The organism is Salisaeta longa DSM 21114 (assembly GCF_000419585.1).
GTDB classification, from domain to species: domain Bacteria; phylum Bacteroidota; class Rhodothermia; order Rhodothermales; family Salinibacteraceae; genus Salisaeta; species Salisaeta longa.
On the sequence record NZ_ATTH01000001.1, the window covers coordinates 1249910 to 1268489 of the forward strand.

Consider the following 18580-nt stretch of genomic DNA (forward strand, 5'->3'; position numbering starts at 1 on the left):
GTACACACACCTTGCTGGCGTATGCCTACTACCCCTTCCGTACAAGACCAGAAACCAAAAACGCCCGACGATCTTCAGCTTAAGCGTGTCGAGCAAGAGGCGCTGGGCTCAACGGGCGATGGAGACCCCGGTTTCTTTGAACTGCCCGTCGTGGAGAACACGAACCAGAACCAGCGCGGCAACCGCCCCGACTGGCTGCGCGTGAAGCTCCCGCACGGCAAAAAGTACAAACGCATCCGCGAGCTGGTCGAGGAATACGACCTGCACACGGTGTGCGAGAGTGCCAACTGCCCCAACATGGGCGAGTGCTGGACCGCCGGCACGGCCACCTTCATGATTCTAGGAAACGTCTGCACCCGCTCCTGCGGCTTCTGCGCCGTAAAGACCGGACGCCCGCAGGATGGGTTGGACTGGGACGAGCCGCGGCGCGTGGCGGAAGCGGTGGAGCTGATGGGCATCGACCATGCCGTCATCACCAGCGTAAACCGCGACGAGCGGGCCGATGGCGGCGCGCCCATCTTTGCTGACGTCATCGAGCGGCTGCACGCGCTTGGGTGCACGGTAGAAGTGCTCACGCCCGACTTCCGCGGAAGCCGCGAGGCGTGCCAGACCGTGTTTGACGCCCGCCCCGACGTATTCAATCACAACATGGAAACGGTGCCCAGCTTGTACCGCCGCGTGCGCCCGCAGGCCGACTACCAGCGCTCGCTCGACGTGCTGGAATGGGCCAAGGACGAGGGCCTACGCACCAAAAGCGGCATCATGGTGGGCCTGGGCGAAACCGAAGAAGAAGTCTTTGCCCTCATGGACGACTTTGTGGACATCGGCCTTGACGTGATGACCATCGGGCAGTACATGCAGCCCACCAACATGCACCTGCCCGTGGAGAAGTGGGTGACACCCGATACCTTTGCGCACTACAAAGAAGTGGGCGAAGCCAAAGGGATTGATCACGTAGAGAGCAGCCCGCTCACGCGCTCCAGCTACCACGCCGAGCGCCACGTGTAAGCCGAATCGAACAAGACGCCTACCCCTCGGCCATGAACAGCAGACGCCAAGAGGCCCCGCCGCGTCCGCGCCGCTTTACGGTGGCAGAGTACCATGCGATGGCGCGCGCCGGGCTGTTTGGTGAGGACGACCCCATTGAGCTGCTCAATGGCCAGATTTACGTTATGTCGCCCATTGGAAGCCAGCATGCTGCGTGCGTCGATCGGCTCACCCGTCTGCTCCTGGATGCCGTGGGCGACCGGGCCATCGTGCGCGTGCGAAGCCCGATTCAGCTCGATGAGACCTCCGAGCCCGAACCCGACCTCGCCCTCCTCCGTCCGCGCGCCGATGGATACGCCACGCAGCACCCCCAGCCGGGCGACGTCCCGCTCGTTGTTGAGGTGGCCGACACGACGCTCGCGTTTGATCGCGACGTAAAAGGCTCCCTGTACGCGGCCGCGGGCCTTCCAACGTATTGGCTCGTCGATCTCACAGCATCGGTCGTCCACGTCTATCAGCAGCCCGCCGACGACGGCACCTACCGCGTCCATACGACACACGACGACCAAGCGGTGCTGTCGTGCAGGCCATGGGTCGAGGCCCTTCCTACGGCTGACATCTTGGGCGCGGCGACGAGTCGTTGAGGCGGCCTTGGACACGCGATGCGCCCATCAGGCGTCGTGTGACGTTGTGCAGGGCCCGGCTCAGAGGCTGCGCAGCGTCTTGAGGTAGCGTTCGGCGACGGCCGCCCACCCGAAGTGCTCGCGGGTATAGCGCACCGCACGCTCCGATGCGGCGCGCAGGCGCTCCGGCTGGCGATGGTACCGCAGGATGGCAGCCTCAAACGCTTCGGCATCCTTCGGCGCCACCAGATGGCCGTTCACGTCTTCCGCGATAACGTCTTGGATGCCCTCCAGCCGCGCCGCCACCACCGGACATCCGTTTTGGCCGGCCTCCAGCATCACAATGCCAAAACCTTCCATGTCGCCGGGCACCGGCACGTTGGGCATCACAAACAGATCGGCGCCGCGGTAGAGCCGGGTCAGATTTTCGTTGGAAATGCGCCCCAGACGACGAACCTGCGGATGCAAGTCGTGGGCTTGAATAGCCGCGTCGATGGCGTCATCTTGCGGCCCGTCGCCCGCGATCCAGTAGTGTACGTTATTGGGCAAACGCGGCATTACGTGGCGCACAAACCACGCCGTCCCTTTGCGCTTGACCTGCCGCCCTACGCTGCAAAGCAAGAGCGCATCGTCGGGCAGCGGATGGGCTGCATGCCCCATGGCCTGCGTAAGATGCGCACGCATCTCGGCGGGCGGGGCCGGTGGCGGGAAGCGGTTCAGGTCGATGCCGTTGGGCACCACGTGCAGCTTCTCCTCGGACAGTCCGCGCTCTAGGCACGCCGCCCCGGTGGCTCGGCTCACCGGCAAGACCGCATCCAGCGCGTTGAACACCTTGGGCACAAACCACTGGTACGGCGGAAAAGGCGTGGTGACATCCAGCCCATGCACGATGGCCGCGCTTTGCACGCCGTGGCGACGCAGCACCCCTTGCAGGAGCACCGCTAAGCTGGCGGTTACCATCGACGAAAACAGCACCACATCGACCTGCCCCGCGCGGGCCTTGCGAACGATGCGCCACGCCGTGCGCAGCAAAAAGAAGGGCACCTTGCGATGGATCACATCCCAGGAGCAGCGCAGCAGGCAGTGGTCGTACGAAAACGCTGCGGAAGCGGGACGAGCGTCGAGGGCTTCGTGCAGCTTGAGCGCCACACGCTGCATCCCGCCCAGGTTCGCCAAGGGGCGATCGGCGGGCGGCAGCGAGTGCGAGACAAAGAGGAGACGCACAGGCAAACGACTTGCGTTGAAGGAGGTGAGAAGCGCCGTGCCGCTATGCAGCCAGCGGCGACGCAGCGTACTCCGCGGGCTCGGGCGAGGCATCCGGCGTACGGCCCAGCACCTCGTCGTAGTACGCATCCATAAGTCCTAAGATGGCATCCCAGCGAAACTCCTGCGCCCGCTCATGGGCAGCAGCGCCGTAACGCATCCGCAGGTCGTCATCCACAGCGAGGCGGGCCACCGCTTCGGTGAATGCGTCCACATCGCCGGGCGTGCACAGGCGCCCAGTCGTGCCGTCCTTTACCAAGTCGCGGCTTCCCACCGCATTGGCGCACACCGTGGGCACACCAGAAGCCATCGCCTCCAGGGTGACGTTCCCAAACGTTTCCGTATCGCTTGGAAACAGGAAGACATCGGAAGACGCGTAAGCCGTTGCCAGCGCGTCGCCCTCCAGATACCCCGTAAAGACGGTGTTGTCGAGGCGTTCTTCGAGCGCCTCGCGGGCCGGCCCGTCGCCCACAATAAGACTGCGGTGCGAGATGCCGCGCTGCTCCAGGCGCTCAATGACATCGGCGTACACGTCGAGGCCCTTCTCTAGCACCAAACGGCTCACAAACGTAACCACCACCTCGTCATCGCCAAAGCCGTGCGAGCGGCGCCACTCCATCGAGCGCTTCTGCGGCGTAAAGCGATCGGTATCCACGCCGCGCTGCCACAGCTTCAGGTTGTTGGTGATGCCGTGCGAGCGCAAGATGTTCATCATGGCGGTCGACGGGACGTAGACGGCTTCGCACCGCTCGTAAAAACGCCGCAAGTAGCCCCACAGGGCGTCCTCCAGCAGGTTCAGATGATAGTACTTGAGGTACGAGCTAAAGTGCGTGTGGTACGAGCCCACCACCGGCACATTCCACGCATCGGCCAGGTGAAGCGCGTGGCGGCCCAGCAGGTCGGGCGTGGCCACATGAAACAGCGTCGGCGCAAAGTCCTGCAGGGCATCGCGTACCGACGGGGTAATGCCGAGGGACAAGCGATAGTCCGAGCGCCCCGGCAGGCGCACCGAGCGTACCGGCACGAGCGTACCGGCGTGATCCGTAATCTGAGGATTCGACGAGGTGGGCGCAAAAACCCGCACCTCCGTTCCGTGGCGCTCTAGGTAATCCACCAGCCGGTTGAGCGTGAGCGAGACGCCATCGGCAATGTGGTTGTAGGCGCCAGCAAACAAAGCCACGCGCTTGGGCGGCTGATAAGTTGCCGTGGAGGAAGATGTAAGCGGGTGGACACGGGCCATGGGCATCTTATTTTACAGCAAGTAGCAAAACCTAGCACTCACGCGATGAAGCATTGGACGGAATCATAGATCCGAAGCCCACACAATCTTATGAGAAGGTTACGGGGCTTTTCCAATGTGGTGCGGTAAGTAAACAAAAGCGTGTTTGTGCTTGCTGTGTAAGTCGCATCCGACCGTTCGAACGTAACACAGTTAGCGTGCATTTCGCATGAAGGACGGGGGAGGGCGTACGGGCCCCGTACTGCTGTTACGCGACATAACCGAACCGCATGCGGGTCGTACGGAGCGAAGTGTCCACTGCTGTTGCCTTGCTGCGCGCCTCTTAGCTCCTAACGCCCCTTTTCATTTCTACAAGGTCTTTCTACATTGGTGACGCGCTTGCAGGCGCTGGGCCTTTCGGGCATGCGTGAGAACAGGACTTGAGTAGCCCCCAGGGATGAGTTGTAAAGCGACATGCTGGACGCACCAAGCGGCAGCATTTTGCTGCGTACTGGGGGCCGTTTTGCTTTCGGGGGCGGGGTTGGCAGCCGCGGCCCAACCGGCCCCCGCCCGCGGCCCGCTCCAGCCCATCGTGCGCACGATTGCCCCGGCGGCGTATGGCGGCAACGGCGCGGTATGGGACATGGCGCAGGACCGCCGCGGTCTGCTGTATGCGGCGACAAGCTATGGGGTGCGCCAGTACGACGGCGCGCGCTGGCGCGACCTACCGACCGGCAATCAGACCACGCCCTGGGATCTGGCCCTTGGCCCGGATGGCGCGCTGTACGCTGGCGCCCGCAACACGCTTGGGGCCTACCGCCTCAATGCAAAAGGCAAGCGCACCTACCAACCCCTCATCGCGCACGTCCCCGATGCGCAGCGGCCGGTGGGCAACGTGCGCGACGTGGTTGCTACATCCCGCGGCGCGTGGTTCCGCACGGCCCGTGGGGTGCTGCACTGGGATGGCCAGCAGATGAAGGTGGTGGGCGACTCAACGACGCAGCGCCTCTTTCGCTGCCGCGATACGGCCTATCTGCAAACCGCGGCGGGACGGCTCCGCCCCGCCGCACGCGCCCCCTCTGCCGCCTCGGTGGCCACGGCCCAGTTGCCAAGCCCGGTGGCTGCCGCAGGTCCTGCCGGTGCTGATGGCTGCTGGATCGTAACCGAAGCGGGTACGTGGCACACCCTCACGCGCAGCGCCCTCGCGCACCGCACACCGCCCCACGCGGCCGGCGCATCGTCCATTCAGGATGTGGTGCAGGCGCCCGGCGGCGTTTGGGCCGTTGCGACGGACGAGGTTCTGTACCTGCACGGGCCCGGCGGCCGGCAGCACCGCCTTCGTGCCTTCGGTCCAAAGGGCCGCGCACGCATCGAAGCGCTGCACATGAGCGCGCGCGGCGCGCTGTGGGTGGCCACCACCAACGGACTCGCACGCGTGGCATGGCCCAGCCCGCTCACCAAAGCCGCCGGCCTGCCGCATCCCGAGGCGCAACCCCGCGACGTGGTGCAGACGGCGACGGGCCTCCGGGTGGGCACAACCGAAGGCGTATGGAACGGATGGTCGGCGCAGGCGAAGCGGTTGACGCCTGCCGGTGTCACGTATCACCTGCTGCCTACCGCCCACGGTGTACTTGCGGCACAGTCCAACGGCCTCTTTGTCATTGAAGGCTCCGCAACGCGGCGCGTGATGGGTGCAAGCGTGTATTCGCTCGCGGCCGCCCCCCATCGCTCCACCGTTGCCTATGCCGGCGCCCGCGACGGGACGGTGCTGCGCCTGCGCCACCGCCAAGGACGCTGGCAGCTCGCCGACACCCTCGGCACGGTACCGGCGGTTCCGTTTACGCTTTCCCCCGATGCCCGCGGCCACGTGTGGGTGGGCACCGGACATCGCGGCGTTCACCGCTTCCGTATGCGCCCGAGCGGCGCCACCTACCACGCAGCCTTCGACACGACCAACGGCCTCCCCGCCACCACGTTCAACTACACGACCACCATCGGCGACTCGGTGCGATTCATCACGCGCGACGGGCTGTACCGCTACACCGGTACCCGCTTCGTACCCGACCGGCGCTTCGCGGCCGTGTACCGCGACAGCGTACGCCAGGGCTGGCCCGTCGCCGCCGGTCCGCAGCAGCAGGTGTGGATGGACTTTGGCGGGCACAAGCTGGGCGTCGCCCGCGGATGGCCCAATGCCGTAACGTGGCATGCGCGCGCCTTCCGGCGGATGGCAGACCTCGGCGATGTGCACCGCATCAGCCCCACCTCGGCACATACCGTGTGGTTTGCCACGGCCAACACCCTCATGCACTACGACCGCCGCCTTCGCGCTTATGGCGATCACGCCGCCCCCTTTCGCACGCTGTTGCGCGGCGTCGTGCTGCCTGGCGACTCGTTGGTGTGGGCGGGCGACGCGCCAGCCCCCGCTCGCCGCTTGGTACTGCCGTTTAACCAGCGGCTACGCTTCCTCTTTGGCGCCACGAGCTACGAGCAAATCACCGGCGTCCTCTTCAACCGATCGGCCGCCCGCCAGTACCGGTGGAAGCTCTCCGGCATAAACGACACGTGGACGCCCTGGACCGCCGAGCCCCGGGCCGACTTCACCAGCCTCCCGCCCGGCACGTTCACCCTGCAGGTGCAAGCCCGCAACCTGTACAACGTAATTGGGCACACGGCACGCCTCACGTTCACCATTTCGCCGCCCTGGTACCGCACGTGGAGCGCCTACGCCGGCTACGCCCTGCTGGCGATGCTGCTGATGAGCGGACTCGTCATGTGGCGCACCCGGCACCTGGAGCAGCGCCAGCGCGTGTTGGAGGCTACCATCCGCGAGCGCACGGCAGAAGTGCGCGCGCAGCGCGATGCCCTGTCCACCCAAAAGGCACAACTGGAACGGCAAACCAGCCAACTGGCCGAGCAGGCCGACGCGCTACGTGCCCTCGATGAGGCAAAGTCGCGCTTCTTTGCAAACCTCAGCCACGAGTTCCGCACGCCACTCACCCTCATCTTGGGGCCGGTGGAACGGGTGCGTGCGCACCTGCTGGAGCAGGCGCCCGCGCTATCACCGGCCGATGCCGCCGAGCAGCTCGCCATGGCCGAACGCAACGCCCACCGGCTGCTCCACATGGTGCAGCAGCTTCTGGATCTTGCCCGTCACGACGCTGGCACGCTGCAGCTGCGTGCCCAGCCTACCGACGTAAATGCCACCGTAGCGGACATCACGCAGGCGTTTGCGCCGCTCGCCGAACGCCAACAGCTAACGCTCACGGTTGATGCCACACAGCCCCCAACGGATGCGCCCCCTGTGTACCTCGATCCGGCTTTGTTCGACCAGCTCTTGGGCAATCTGCTGTCGAACGCCATCAAGTTTACCCCACCCGGCGGCCGCATTGTCGTGCACGTCGGCCACACCACCGAGGCGGTAACGCTTCGCGTGCAAGACACCGGCATCGGCATTCCAGCAGACAAGCAAGCCCACATCTTCGACCGTTTTACGCAGGCCGACGATGCAGCTACCCGCCCCCAGGAAGGCGCGGGCATCGGGCTGGCCCTCACCCAAACATTGGTGCAGCTGCACGGCGGCACCATTGCTGTAGACAGCACACCCCACGTGGGCAGCACCTTCACCGTCGTTCTGCCACGGGGCGATGCCCACCTTTCCGAAGAACAAGTTGCTGCACCTGCAGAGGCGTCGCCCGACGCGCCCACGCTGTCGGCTCCCGGCCCCAAGGCCACTGCAGAGGACAAAGCACCCGCGGAGAGCCCCGCGCCCACGTCTTCTTCTACCGCATCCACGACGCAGCATCCGGCAGACACGCCCCTCGTGCTGGTCGTCGACGATAACGCCGATCTGCGGGCCTACGTTCGCTCTGTCTTGCAACCATCCTTTCGCATCGAAGAAGCCACCTCGGGCACCGAAGGGCTCGCTGCCGCTCGCGAGCACCTTCCCGACGTCATTCTGGCCGATGTGATGATGCCCGCGATGGATGGGTTGGCCATGACCAAACGCTTGCGCGACGCCCCCGCCACGGCCGCCCTCCCCATCATCATGCTCACCGCACGGGCCGAAGTGGCCGACGAGGTAGAGGGCCTTGCCGCCGGTGCCACCGACTATATCGTAAAGCCATTCGACCCGAAGGTACTGGAGATGCGCGTACGCGGCGCACTCGCCTACCAGGAGCGGCTGCGCCGTCAATTGCTACAGGACCTTCAAGACTCGCCGCACAACCGCACAAGCGCACCTGCGCCCCCCGCAACGGATGATGCAAGCACGACGTCAAACGGCCCCCGCCCTGCACAAGACAACGAACCGGCATCGTTTGAGGCCCAGATGCGTGCCATAATCGCCCAGCGCCTGCCCGATCCCGCCTTCGGTACGAACGCGCTGGCCGATGCACTGGGCGTTAGTCGCTCTACGCTCTACCGCCGTGCCCGTAACGCCGAGGCTCCCTCCCCTGCTGAGCTCATCCGTACGATGCGCCTGGAACGCGGGGCTGCACTTCTGCAAGACGGCGCTGGAAGCGTCTCGGAAGTAGCCTACGCCGTGGGCTTCAGTAGCCTCTCGCATTTCTCCCGGCAGTTTACCGATCACTTCAACCAGGCCCCCACCGACTACGCCGCCCCTTCAGTGGAAGAGGGATGAGAAAACCGGCTCAGATTCGCTCGGAACGGCCACCTCAGTCCCAGCTCCGAGCGTTGGGGATTGCTGCATTTCACCGAACGGACAGCCGAACGGCCCGAAACAGCACCACAGCAATGTAACAAAAACGTGAATACAAAGCAAACACCCCTCCGTATCGGCGCTAAACGCTGCCTGGCACGCCGTGACACAAATATGCAAACATCTGACACAAATATGCAAACAGCTCACGCAGCGCTCTTATAGGTTGTGCGCCGTATACGAGCATTGCGAACCGGGACTGCCACGCGTGCCTAGATGTACCCATATCGCAGGCCGTACAATCCGGCAACATAACCGGGTACCCTTCGCTCTGCTCGCTTGCACCCAACGGCACATTTCTCATCAGTACTTTTGGATGATGCGCATCCCTTCTTTAAACGATATGCTGAAACGGATTTTCGCTGCGCTGTTCGCGCTGCTCGTTGTGGGCCTCAGTGCCCCCGCCCACGCCCAGCAGGTCATCTACGTGGACGGCAGCGCAAGCGGCGCAGGCGACGGCTCGTCCTGGGCCGATGCCTACACCAACCTGCAGACGGCCATCGACAACGCCGCGGCGGGCGACCAGATCTGGATCGCCGAAGGCATCTACAAACCCACCGGCGACCCGCTCAACCGCGACGCCTCCTTCACCATCCCCGCCTCCAAAGACGGCCTCAAGCTCTACGGCGGCTTTGAGGGCGAGGCCACCGAAACCCGCCTGGCCGACCGCGACCCCGACGCCCACGAGGTCGTCCTCTCCGGCGACATTGACGGCAGAGGCGACCGGGCCTTTGCCCCCACCGAAGACTCGGATGGCATCCCGGAAACGGCCACCGCCACCGATCACATCAATTTTAGAGACATCGTTAACACGTCCACGACCCCAAACACGTTCATTGATGGAGCGAACAGCAAGAATGTGGTGCGGCTGGGCAGCGGCATTACGGCGGCCACGGTCATCGACGGGGTGACCATTACCGGCGGCTTTGCCACGGTACCGGACTATCGGGCAACCGATGCTGCCGCTCGGAATAGCAGGGGCGGAGGGCTGTTCTGCGACGGCTGCAGTGCCACGTTTCGCGGGGTTACCATTAAGGGCAATCATGCTCTTGCCGAGGGTGGTGGGGTTTCTGTAGATGGTGGGGGTAGCCCCACGTTCATCAACGCCGTGTTTTGGGGCAATAGCGCGGGCGGCTCTGCTCCCAGTGCCGACCCAAGTGATGGCGATTCTCCCACTTCGGGTTTACATCGAGATGACATCGTTGGCGACGGTAACAGTGGCCTGTCCGTCAACAGCGGTTCGGCCACGCTCATTCACGTGACGTTTCTGCAGAACTCGATTAATCGCTTCGATTATGAGGAGCAAACCGGGGCGGGCGACGTGCTCTCCGGCAGCGGCGTAACCGTACAGAACGGCATCCTCACCTCCGGCTGCCCCAGCGGGGCCACCTGCCAGAACACCGTGAGCAGTAACCTGGACCTGAGCGGCCTGCGTCCCGGCCCGCAGAGCAGCGCCATCGGAGCGGGCGACCCGTCTTTTCTGCCGGCTGACAGCGAGGACCTCGACGACGACGGCAACACCACCGAACCGCTTCCGCTGGATGCCGGGGCCGATGCCCGCGTGCAGCGCAGCTTCCCGGATGCCGGGGCGTTCGAGACGGACCACCAGTTCTTCAGCGCGGCCACCGGTGCCGTAGCCCCCGGCGAAACGCTCGTCATCACCGGCCAGCGCCTCGACCAGGTCACCGCCGTGGCCGTCAATGGGACGGACGCGCCCGACTTCACCAGCGTCAGCGCCCAGCGCCTGGAGGCCACCGTGCCGCAGGCCGCGACCACCGGCCCCGTCACCCTCACCATCGACGGCACCGACGGCGACACTGACCAGCCCGTACCGGTGATCGACGCCTACGGCCCGGGCCGCGCCCTGGGCGGCTTCGCTACCGTGGAGCTGCCCGACGAGTCGGCCTTCGACTTTGCCTCCAGCTTTACCATTTCGGCGTGGATGAAAGGCGATGCTATTGTTCGAAAAGGCACTGAACCTTCGCTTTTCCGATTACGGGGGGGACTGTTTGAGGTGTATGGCGAAGTGGCATCTTGGAAGTTTGAAGATAATCCAGCCACCGATGGAGCGTGGCATCATATCACCGGGGTGTACGACGAGCAGGCTGGTGAGGTACGGGTCTACGTAGACGGCGAGCAGAGCGATGCTTCCGGAACCTTACCTGGGATTGGAGAGCCAGACCTCAACGATGAGCCCGTCACGATCGAAACCAACCTGGTCGCAGGCATCCCGGGGAGCGTGGACAACGTGCGCTTCTACACCCGCGCGCTTTCCGACGGCGAAATTCAGGACCTTACCCGCCGCCACCGCCGCCTCGACGTCACCGAATCGAAAGCCAACGGCCTGCTGGCCAGCTACCGCTTTGACGCGGCGGGCGGCACGGCCTACGACTACGCCGGGCGGCGAAGTGGCACGTACACGAGCGGTGGCCCCACGGCCTTCAGCACAGCCCCCATCGGCATTGAGCAGGGCACCACGGTGGGCCCGGCGGGCGCGCAGCTTGTCTCCAATGTCGCCGCGTACCGCTACGGACGCCTCGGCGGCCCGGCGCGCACCGACGGCGACCCCGGCGAGGCCTTCAGTACGGAGATCCTGACCGAGCCCACCGAGCGGGCGAACCTCACGTGGGGCCTGATCGAAGACGCCGGATCGACCACCATCGACTACGGCAACGTGGGCGTCTCCGCGCCCGTGGGGCTGCTCTACCGCACCGGTCCCGGCGACGACTGGGAGGTGGCCGACGGCTGGACCCGCGACGCCGCCGCCAAAACCTTCACCGCCAGTAGCGCTCCGGCGGGCGAGTACGCCGTGGCCTCGTTCCCCACCGCCGATCTTGCGCTCACCCTCACCGCCGACCAGGAGGACGTGCCGGAGGGGCAGCCCGATACGTTTACCGCCACGGTCACCAACAATGGCCCGGACGCAGTGCCTTCCGGCGTCACCGTTTCGTTTACCCCCACCGGGCTGGGCAGCCTCAGCGCCACCGGCGGCCCCTTTAGCGACGACACGTGGACGCTCGATGCCCTGAACAGCGGCGCCTCGGCCACACTCACGCTGGAGGGCACCGCCGCCACCGGAACAGACGTTCACTTTTTGCAGGGAGCAATCAACGCCTCCGACACCGATGCGACCAACAACAGCGCCGGGACCGCGCTCTCCTACGGCAGCGGGCGCAGCCTTACGCTCAACGGTTCAGCGGAGAGCGAGCACGTTTCCACCGGACGAACCAGCAGCGAGCTGGACCTCGACACCTCGCAGCCCGTCACCGTGGAAGCATGGATCCGGTGGGACGGGGCCGCCCACGAACCCGCCTCAAGTGATGGCGCTGTTCCAATTGTGGGTTTGAACAACTTCGACGAAGACGATGCAGTCACCGCTACTGAATATATCGGTCTCGATGATAGCGGTGCATTAAAAGCGGGTGCCTACGGGGCTACGGCAAACACGCAGTTGACACCCAATCAGTGGTATCACGTGGCCTTCGTCTACTCAGGCGGACAGTGGACCTACTACGTGAACGGGACGCCGGACGGAACGGCCTCGGACGGCCTGCCTAGTAACCGGGAGGTGTGGGTTGGCAAAAGCGCGGATTCGGACAACGGAGTCGCCGGGGTGATCAACAACACCCACTACTTCGGCGGGCAGATCGACCAGCTCCGCATCTGGTCGGCGGCGCTCACGCAACGCGAGATCCGCGCCCGCATGCACCAGACCATCGGAGAAGGGGATCCGGGGCGCGAGGACCTCACGCTCAGCTACCGCTTCGACGGCAGCGGCTCTACCGTGACCTCAAACGCTGGCACGGCACAGGGCACGCTCCAGGGTGGTGCCGGGCGGCCTGCCTTCAGCAGCGCCCCCCTCGGCCAGCAGAGCGCCCTGGCCACGCCGTCCTCAGACGCAACCGTGGGCCCGTCCGGCAGCGCGCTTTCCGCGTCGGTCGTCTCCGGCGATCCGGTGCAGCTCTACCGCTACGGGGCCGAGGACGGTGCGGTGCGCGACGGCAGCGACGCGGGCGACGACTTCAGCGCCCTGCCCGACTTCATCTCCGAGCGCTCCGATCTGGTGTGGGGCGTCGATGCGCCAAAGGACGCAAGCCCCAGCGCCACCCTCACGCTCGACTACAGCCACGTGGGCACTGCCGGTCCACTCACCACGCCCGTGAACCTGCTGCACCGCGAGCGCCCGGGCGATCCGTGGGACATCGCCTCCGGCTGGACGAAAGACCCTGCCGCACAGACCTTCACCCACACCGGCCCCGCGCCCACCGGGCAGTACGCCCTGGCCGAATTTCCCAAAGCCGACCTGGCCGTGAGCCTCGCGCCCGCCTCGCAGGACGTGCGCATCGGCGATGACGCCGCGTTTACCGTCACCGTCACCAACACCGGCCCCGACGCCGCGCCCGCCGGGACGGCCGTTGCGCTCACCGCCATCACCGGCCTCGCCGACCCGTCCGCCGTTAGTGCCCCGTCCAGCGGCAGCTACGACGCCGCGAACGGCACCTGGACGCTGGGCGCGCTGGCCTCGGGCGCGAGCGCCACGCTGGAGGTCACCAGTACATACAACGGCACTACCAACCTCGCCGTGCTTGGCGCTGCCCTCACGCCCCCGTCGGACGCCGTTGACCTCGAAGGGGACAACCACAACGCCAGTGCGCAAGTTGAGCTGGCCATCAAGCGTTTTCATGTGAGCGCCGCTGCCGGCAACGATGCCAACAGCGGCGAGAGCTGGGCACAGGCCTTTGCTACGCTCAGCAAGGCCCTGGATGTCGCGCAGACGCAGGATACGATCTGGGTGGCCGAAGGCGTCTATTATCCTGACGAGGGACCGGGCGTTACCACAGGCGACCGCACCGCTGCCTTTACCATCACCGGTGCCCAGGACGGCCTGCACGTCTACGGCGGATTTTCGGGGAATGAGTCGAGCCTTGGCGCCCGCGACCCGAGTGCCCACCCCACGGTGCTCTCCGGCAACATCGGCGCCGCAGGCGACAGCACCGACAACAGCTACACGGTCCTGCATCTGGACGGCACGAGCGACCCGATCACCCGCGCCACGCGCCTCGATGGGCTCACCATTGCCCACGGCACGGCCAACGGCTCCGAGGCGCAGGGCAACCTCACGCAGCAGGGTGCTGGGCTTTTCTGTAACGGAAACGGCGGCGACTGCAGCCCCGCGCTCTCCAACCTCCGTGTGACCGACAATGCCAGCACCTCCTGGGGCGCGGGAATCATGATTGACGGCACCAGCGGCGACGCCGACCCGCGCATTACCGGTACCGTCATTGCCAATAACCGCTCCACATTCCAGGGCGGCGGTCTGTTCGTGAAGGCCACGGACAGCCAGCCGGATCTCTACAACACGGTCATCGCAAACAACACAGCGGGCCAAAAAGGCGGCGGCCTGTTCGTGCGGCGCTCTACCCGCACCGACCTGGTGGGTGTCACATTCACCGGAAACACCGCTACCGAGGGCGGGGCCATCTACAACCAGTTCACCAGCGGGAGCGCCGGGCCGGTGCTTCAAAACAGCCTCCTCTGGAACAACGGCGACACGAACAGCGGTGCCGAGATGGTGAGCGACGACGCGAGCGCCACGCTGTCCCACACCCTTATCGCGGGCGGGCTGAGCGGCATCGTCGAGAAAAACGGCGCCACGACCACCAACGGCGGCGGCAACCTGAGCAGCCCCCCGCAGTTCGTGAACGCCACCGACCCAAACGGTTTTGATGACGCCTTTGGCACCACCGACGACGGCCTGCGCCTCCTCCCTGGCAGCCCGGCCCTTGACGTAGGCGACGGCAACGCTCTGCCCACCGACGCGCTTGACCTCGACGGTGACGGCGACACGTCGGAATTGCTCCCGATTGACCTCACCGGCGCCAACCGTGTGCAGGACGGCACCGTGGACCTCGGCGCCTACGAAGGCGGCACGCCCGCGCTGGCGTTCGACGCGTTTGCCCCCACCGCCGCCGCACCGGGCGAAACGGTCACGATCATCGGAACGCGCCTCACCAACACCTCCGAGGTGACCATTGGCGGCACCGATGCGTCGTTCACCGTCGAGTCGAGCACCGAGGTCACAGTCACCATCCCCGACGATGCAACCACCGGCCCGGTGAAGCTCACCATGAACGGACAGACCGTCAGCGGTGCTACGGATCTTGGCGTGGTGGATGCCCCCTACGGCCCCGAAAACGCCCTCACATTTGATGGTGCAACCGACGGCAGCGGGGCGTACGTGCAGGCCCCCACCGACGTGCTGGATACGACCGCGCCGTTTACCGTCGAGGCATGGATCAAGTGGGACGGAAGCGACGGCTTCCGGGCCTTCTTCAGCAAGCCGGACGGCGGCACCTCCTCCGGCGTCGCCCTCGTGGTGTTCGACGGTGAATTGGTGGCAGGGCTCGACCCTGCTGGGAGCGGCCCCACCCGATCGGTGAGCCTCACGTCGACGCCCGCCAACGAGTGGGTCCACGTGGCCACCACGTACGACGGCACCGCGCAGGCGCTCTACGTCAACGGCGAGCGGGTCGATGCGGCCACGTACACGAGCGAAGCCTTCACCACTGCGTCCAACGAGCCGGTCCTCATCGGACGCGAGTTTCTGCCGGGTTTCCTCAACGACCGCACCTTCCCCGGCCAGATCGACCAGGTGCGCACGTGGGACGCGGTGCTCACGCAGGAGCAGATTCGCGCCCGCATGCACCGCACGATTGCACGGGGCACGCCCGCTGCATCGAACCTTGTGGCCAGCTACCGCTTCGACGCGGGCAGCGGCGGGATGGCCTTCGACTACGTGGGCCCCTACGCCGGCACGCGCAACAACAGCCCAACCTGGACGCCCGTTAGCGGCGCGCGCCTCGGGCAAGAAAGCGCCGTTGCTACAAACGGAGCACCCGCGAGCGTCGGCCCGGCCGACGCCACGCTTACGGCGGCCAACGTTTCCGCTGGCGATACCGTGCAGCTTTACCGCTACGGAAGCGCCGACGGCCCCACCCGCACCACAAGCAACGACGGCGACGACCTGAGCGGCGTCTACCCAACGGAGCGCGCTAATCTCACATGGGGCATTGCCCGGCCCGACAGCAGCGCTCCCACCGCCACCCTCACCCTCAGCTACGGCGGCGTGCAGAGCCTCTCCGGCACGGTGGACCTCCTGCGCCGCGACGCGCCCGGCGCTCCGTGGACCCGCGCCACCGCCTGGACGCACGACCCGGCCAATCAGCGGTTCACGTTCAGCGGCCCCGTGCCGACCGGCGAGTACGCCGTTGCCACGCGCCCGCCCATCCACGTAGACGCGGCCAACGGCGACGATGCCAACCCCGGCACGAGCTGGGACCAGCCATTTGCAACCCTCACGAAGGCGCTCAACGTAGCCACCGGCATCGACGAGATATGGATCGCCGAAGGCACGTACCACCCCGACGAGGGACCGGGCGTCACGGCCGACGACCGAACGGCCAGCTTCACGATCACCGGCGCACAGGACGGCCTGAAGATCTACGGCGGCTTTGCAAACGGCGACGCCTTTGCCGACCGCGCTCCGACCGACCACCCCGTTGTTCTTAGCGGCGACGTTGGCGCGGCAGGCGACGCGTCCGACAACAGCTACACGGTGGTCTATCTGGACGGCACCACCGGCGGACCGATCACGCCCGCCACAGCACTTCGCGGGCTTACCGTGGCCGACGGCTATGCCAACGGCGACTCCGCGATCGAGCAGCAACTACGCGGGGCCGGAATGTACTGCAACGGCGCGGGTCGTGGAAACGCCTGTAGTCCAACGCTCGCCGGCATAATTTTTCGGAATCATACAGCAACGTTTCTGTCGCCCGCTACGACGGCTCCGCACGGCGGCGCACTGTTCAACAACGGACGAAACAACGGGGCCAGCAGTCCCCACATTGTGAACAGCATATTTGTTGGTAACCAGGCGCAGGCCTCCGGTGGAGCGCTGTTCAACGACGGCGCGGGGGGCACGAGCAGCCCACGCATCACGAATTCCGTCTTCATCAACAACCGTGCGGGCGTGGATGGAGGAGCCATGTACAACGCAGGAGCGGGCGGCACAAGCAACTCCTCCATTGTCAACTCGACCTTCGTCAACAACAGCGCAAGTGACGGCGGCGCCCTCTTTAATGAGGGATCGGCCACCGACGCCCCGTCGCTGTCGAACGTCATCGTGTACGGCAACACCGCCTCGGACCGCGGCGATCAGATCGCCAACCAGGGCGTCAGTCTCACAATCAGTCACTCACTCGTAGAGGGAGGGCTTGCAGGCATCAGCGAGGACGCGTCCTCGTCGACCACCGACGGCGGCGGAAATCTCGACTCGGATCCGCAGTTCGTAGACTCGGGGACCCCGGCCGGCCCGGACGGCACCTTCGGCACCGCCGACGACGGCCTGCGCCTCTATGCCGGCAGCCCGGCAGTCGATGCGGGCGACAACAACGCCTTGCCCGCCGATGCCGCAGACCTGGACGGCGACGGCGATACCTCCGAGCGCCTTCCGGTTGATCTCGCAGGCGCCGCGCGCGTGGAAAACGGCACCGTCAACGCCGGAGCATACGAGGCAGCCGCGTCCATTCCGCTTGCGATTATCGACGGATCAGGCGAGGGCCTCGCCTTTGAGGCACAGGTTGCACCCGGTACGCAGAACAACCCCGTCGGCATTCTGGGCTTCGATGGTGTAGTGGCCGGTGCCAAGCTCAACGCCCTCACCATCACCAACACCGCTCCGGGGGTGGCCGGCATCAGCGCCGCACGCCTGTTCTGGTCGACGGATCAGACGCTCGAGCCCAGTAGCGACGCCGTCCTCGGCACCCTACCCATCGACCCGGCAAGCGCCCCGGCCACCCTTTCCTTTGCGGAGGTGCGCCAACCCATTGGTGCTACCCCCGGCTACGTTCTCCTGGCCCTCGATGTGAAGCCTGGGGCGGCCGCCTCCGGCGTGCAGTTCGTGGTTGCCCGTCCCCGTGACCTTGCGATTACGAACGGATCGCTTCGCACCATCAACGGCACGCGCCGCTCGACCTTCGAGCGGCTTCCGCTCTCCAGCCAGCCGACGGCCCTCCCCGTCGAGTTTGCCCGCTTCGAGGTCCAAAGCACCAAGACCGGCGCACTCCTCAGCTGGACCACCGCCTCGGAGACCAATAACGCCGGGTTTAAGGTTCAGCGCCACATCGCCGATCATGCGAACGCCTCCGCAGCGCCCACATCCGCCGATAGAGCTGACGCGTCGGGCGTCGCGTGGCAGACGGTCGGGCGTGTCGACGGGGCCGGGACAACCACGCAGCCCCAGACCTACCGCTTCCGCGACACAGCCCTGCCCTACGCGGCCGATTCGATTGCATATCGCCTCAAGCAGGTCGATAGCGATGGCAGCGTCTCGTTCTCCAAACAGGTCACCATGCGGCGCGGGGCGGTGCAGCAGCTCCGGCTCTTGGGCACCTTTCCCAACCCGGCCCGCACGCGCGCCACGGTGCGGTTTGCCGTGCCCAAGGGCGCGGACGATGCAGCCGTGCGCCTCGTGCTCTACGATGTGCTGGGGCGGCAAGTGCGCACCGTGCGTACGAAGGCCACGGCCGGACGCCACGAGCTACAACTACGCGTAGGCGGTCTCGCCAGCGGCCTCTACTTCTTGCGGCTGCAAGCGGGCGGCCGCACCCAAACCCAAAAAATTACCGTGGTGCAGTAGCTATCTGATGTAAAAACGTTGCTGCACAACGGACGGCCTTGCGTCCATGACCCGCATGTGCCGCGCTGCGGGCA

6 protein-coding genes are annotated in these 18580 nt (G+C 65.8%); 4 read left to right on the top strand and 2 right to left on the bottom strand.

Annotated features, from left to right (window positions below; translation table 11 throughout):
- Positions 1-21: 21 nt before the first annotated feature.
- Together lipA and SALLO_RS15360 are read left to right on the top strand one after the other, a co-directional pair.
- Positions 22-1008 carry a lipoyl synthase gene (gene lipA, locus SALLO_RS0105180; protein ID WP_022835259.1) on the top strand — a complete coding sequence of 329 codons (987 nt, stop codon included), beginning with the start codon at positions 22-24 and terminating at the stop codon, positions 1006-1008.
- Positions 1009-1040: 32 nt separating this feature from the next.
- Positions 1041-1631, top strand: coding sequence for a Uma2 family endonuclease (locus tag SALLO_RS15360; RefSeq protein ID WP_022835260.1), 591 nt, complete (start codon positions 1041-1043; stop codon positions 1629-1631).
- Between the two features lie 60 nt (positions 1632-1691).
- On the opposite strand, the gene SALLO_RS15365 is transcribed toward SALLO_RS15360, so the two are convergent.
- Entirely contained in the window at positions 1692-2834 is a 1143-nt protein-coding gene (locus SALLO_RS15365) for a glycosyltransferase family 4 protein (RefSeq protein ID WP_051141302.1), read from the bottom strand.
- Between the two features lie 43 nt (positions 2835-2877).
- A complete protein-coding gene (locus tag SALLO_RS15370) occupies positions 2878-4113 on the bottom strand; it encodes a glycosyltransferase family 4 protein (RefSeq protein ID WP_228702775.1) in 1236 nt (411 codons plus the stop codon).
- A gap of 571 nt (positions 4114-4684) precedes the next feature.
- Here SALLO_RS15370 and SALLO_RS0105200 point away from each other — a divergent pair.
- Both SALLO_RS0105200 and SALLO_RS0105205 read left to right on the top strand, forming a co-directional pair.
- On the top strand, positions 4685-8731 hold the full coding sequence (locus tag SALLO_RS0105200) for a hybrid sensor histidine kinase/response regulator transcription factor (protein WP_169577888.1): 4047 nt from the start codon (positions 4685-4687) through the stop codon (positions 8729-8731).
- Positions 8732-9152: 421 nt separating this feature from the next.
- Positions 9153-18506 carry a LamG-like jellyroll fold domain-containing protein gene (locus SALLO_RS0105205; RefSeq protein ID WP_022835263.1) on the top strand — a complete coding sequence of 3118 codons (9354 nt, stop codon included), beginning with the start codon at positions 9153-9155 and terminating at the stop codon, positions 18504-18506.
- The last annotated feature ends 74 nt before the right edge of the window (positions 18507-18580 follow it).

Excerpts from the sequence above, each read along its gene's own strand:
- lipA (WP_022835259.1), top strand. The coding sequence starts at position 22 with ATGCCTACTACCCCTTCCGTACAAGACCAGAAACCAAAAACGCCCGAC.
- SALLO_RS15360 (WP_022835260.1), top strand. The coding sequence starts at position 1,041 with ATGAACAGCAGACGCCAAGAGGCCCCGCCGCGTCCGCGCCGCTTTACG.
- SALLO_RS15370 (WP_228702775.1), bottom strand. The coding sequence starts at position 4,113 with ATGGCCCGTGTCCACCCGCTTACATCTTCCTCCACGGCAACTTATCAG.
- SALLO_RS0105205 (WP_022835263.1), top strand. The coding sequence starts at position 9,153 with ATGCTGAAACGGATTTTCGCTGCGCTGTTCGCGCTGCTCGTTGTGGGC.